Source organism: Bacillus sp. LR--39 (genome assembly GCF_053613335.1).
Genome location: NZ_JBSIOT010000194.1, coordinates 1 through 1314 on the forward strand (window position 1 = coordinate 1; position 1314 = coordinate 1314).

General features: G+C 45.0%; 2 protein-coding genes and 1 pseudogene. All 3 read left to right on the forward strand.

Annotation, left to right across the window (positions count from 1 at the left end; all coding sequences use genetic code 11):
• Positions 1–97: 97 nt before the first annotated feature.
• Positions 98–550: a DUF2188 domain-containing protein gene (locus tag ACWHAR_RS21700; RefSeq protein ID WP_041336809.1), complete on the forward strand. Its 453-nt coding sequence runs from the start codon at positions 98–100 to the stop codon at positions 548–550.
• Positions 551–627: 77 nt separating this feature from the next.
• On the forward strand, positions 628–885 hold the full coding sequence (locus ACWHAR_RS21705) for a GlsB/YeaQ/YmgE family stress response membrane protein (protein WP_003246519.1): 258 nt from the start codon (positions 628–630) through the stop codon (positions 883–885).
• Between the two features lie 229 nt (positions 886–1114).
• Positions 1115–1314, forward strand: a pseudogene (locus ACWHAR_RS21710) (Nramp family divalent metal transporter); the annotation flags it as partial.

The following is a 1314-nucleotide window of genomic DNA, read 5'->3' on the forward strand; positions in this document are numbered from 1 at the left end:
GTTTTTTCTACTATATAGTATACCTTCATTTTTTCGGATGCGTTTTTATTTTTCACCTGCGGGTACCATTTTTATAAAAGGAAAAGAAGTGATAGACATGCCTTGGTCGATGAAGGATTATCCTGCTTCATTAAAAAATCTTGAGAAGCCGGTGAGAAAAAAGGCGATAGACATTGCGAATGCGATGATTGATGAAGGCTATGAGGAAGGGCGCGCGATTCCAATTGCGACAAGCAAAGCGAAGGAATGGGCGGAAAACGCCTCTACAGATGAAATTGATGATTTCCTGACGCATGATGATGAGACAGAACGCGATGCTGATCCAAGCAGCGGCAGCGGCCCCGAGCTCATGAACAAAGCAGAACATGTTATTAAGCATAAAAAAGGCTGGGCAGTCAAAGCCGAGGGCGCCAAACGCGTGTCTGAAATCAAGGATACAAAGAAAGAAGCGATTGAACGGGCAAAGGAAATCGCGGCGCAAAAAGGCACTGAGGTCATTGTTCATTTAGCTGACGGCAGTGTGCAGAGAAAGATTAAAACAGGATCATAGAGGAATATGCTTTTAGGTGTTTCGAAATGATCAGGAGCGGTTATTGATTGGTAAATCATTTATGAGAGGTGATCATGATGCTTAGCTTTTTGGTTTCATTAGTTGTTGCTATTGTTATCGGATTAATTGGGAGCGCCATTGTAGGAAACCGGCTGCCGGGAGGAATTTTCGGCTCTATGATTGCCGGGCTGATCGGCGCTTGGATTGGGCACGGACTTCTTGGCACATGGGGACCGAGCCTCGCCGGCTTTGCTATTTTCCCGGCCATCATCGGGGCAGCCATCTTCGTATTCTTGCTGGGCCTTATATTCCGCGGGCTGCGGAAGGAAGCCTAGACTCATTAGATACAGGAGGCATCGTTTCGAACTGAAACGATGTCTTTTTATATGGGACCTTATCCCGAATTCCTACATATCATGTTACATAACAGGGAAAAATTCAGAAGTGTATTTTGAACATTTTCGGTTGACAAGAAACCGGGATGGTCATATGATGTAGATAAAAAAATTTGCCTTAAGGAAACTCTTTGTTGTACGGCAAAAACAAACAGAATTCAGGTGAGACATGATGAACAAGGACATCACAGCACAATCTCCCCGTTCCAAAGCCGTCCAAGATGCGCTTGACGGGAAAATCAGAGGATTCAGAGGGCTGCTCCCTTTTCTCGGCCCTGCATTTATAGCAGCCATTGCCTATATTGATCCCGGCAACTTCGCAACGAATATTTCGGCGGGTTCTAAATACGGATATATGCTCTTATGGGT

Bases quoted from the DNA above. Each gene is read 5' to 3' on its own strand.
- ACWHAR_RS21700 (WP_041336809.1), top strand. From the start codon at position 98: ATGCCTTGGTCGATGAAGGATTATCCTGCTTCATTAAAAAATCTTGAG.
- ACWHAR_RS21705 (WP_003246519.1), top strand. From the start codon at position 628: ATGCTTAGCTTTTTGGTTTCATTAGTTGTTGCTATTGTTATCGGATTA.